The following is a 1155-nucleotide window of genomic DNA, read 5'->3' as shown; positions in this document are numbered from 1 at the left end:
CCGCCTGTCGGCGCGTCCCGGACCGTGAGCGTGCCGCCGTGCCGGGCGGCGACGTCCCGGGCGATGGCGAGCCCCAGCCCGGCCCCGCCGTCGTCCCGCGCCCGCGCCTCGTCCAGCCGCACGAACCTCTCGAAGATCCGCTCCCGGTCCCCGGCCGGCACCCCGTCCCCGTCGTCGGCCACCTCGACCACGGCCCGGCGGTCACCGTCGCGCCGTACCGTCACCGCGACCTGCGACCGCGCGTGCCGCCGCGCATTGTCCAGCAGGTTGTCGAGCACACGCTCCAACTGCCCCCGGGATCCCGTCACTTCCACGGCGTCCGTCCGGACCGTCACCCCGGCCCGTCCGGCGGCCCGCTCCCGCACCAGCGCCCCCAGCTCGATCCGCGCGTCGGTGACCCGCTCCCCCGCGTCCAGGCGGGCCAGCAGCAGCAGGTCCGCGGCGAGGCGCTGGAGCCGTACGGTGTCCTCGACCGCCCCGTCCAGGTCCAGCAGCTCCGGATGAGCGGCGGCCACTTCGAGCTGGGTCCGCAGGGAGGCGATCGGGCTGCGCAGCTCGTGCGAGGCGTCGGCGACGAACCTGCGCTGGCGCTCGACGGAGGTCTCCAGCGCGGCCAGCGTCTCGTTGGTGGTGCGGGCGAGGCGGGCCACCTCGTCGTGGGTGTCCGGCACCGGCACGCGGCGGGCGAGGTCCTCGGACGCGGTGATCGCGGCCATCTCGGCGCGGATGCCCTCGACCGGGCGCAGCGCACGCCGGGTGACCAGCCAGGTCACGGCGGCGACGACACCTAGCAGCAGCGGGAAGCCGACCAGCATGACGGTCTGGGCGGTGTCCACCGCGCTCTGCTCGGGGTCAAGGGAGGCGCCCGCGTACACGGTGAGGGTGCCCTTGTCGGGGACCTCGACCTCCACGGCCGCGAAGCGGTAGTCGGCGGACTTCCCGTCGATCGTGGCGGAGCCCGCCGTGAGCCGGACGTCGTCGGCGATCTCGCCGGGCTCCAGGGCGGACCGGTCCTCCCCCGCCGTGTCGTCCCCGGCCGCGTCGCCCCCCGTCGTGTCGTCGTCGGAGTCCTCTGGGTCTCGGGAGTCATCGGAGTCCTCGCGGTCGCCTGTCCCGCCGGTGCCCGCCGCGGCCCCCGTGCCGCCCGCGGGCGGC

Annotated in this window: 1 protein-coding gene; it reads right to left on the bottom strand. The window is 76.5% G+C overall.

Translation table 11 applies throughout. From position 1 onward, the window contains the following. Nucleotides 1-1155 (bottom strand): sensor histidine kinase (locus tag AOJ26_RS41140; protein ID WP_053853415.1); only part of this gene is annotated, 1155 nt, incomplete at both ends.

The sequence above is a fragment of the Streptomyces sp. NRRL B-24085 genome, assembly GCF_001282115.1.
Classification (GTDB): domain Bacteria; phylum Actinomycetota; class Actinomycetes; order Streptomycetales; family Streptomycetaceae; genus Streptomyces.
This window is presented reverse-complemented; position numbering and strand designations above follow the sequence as displayed.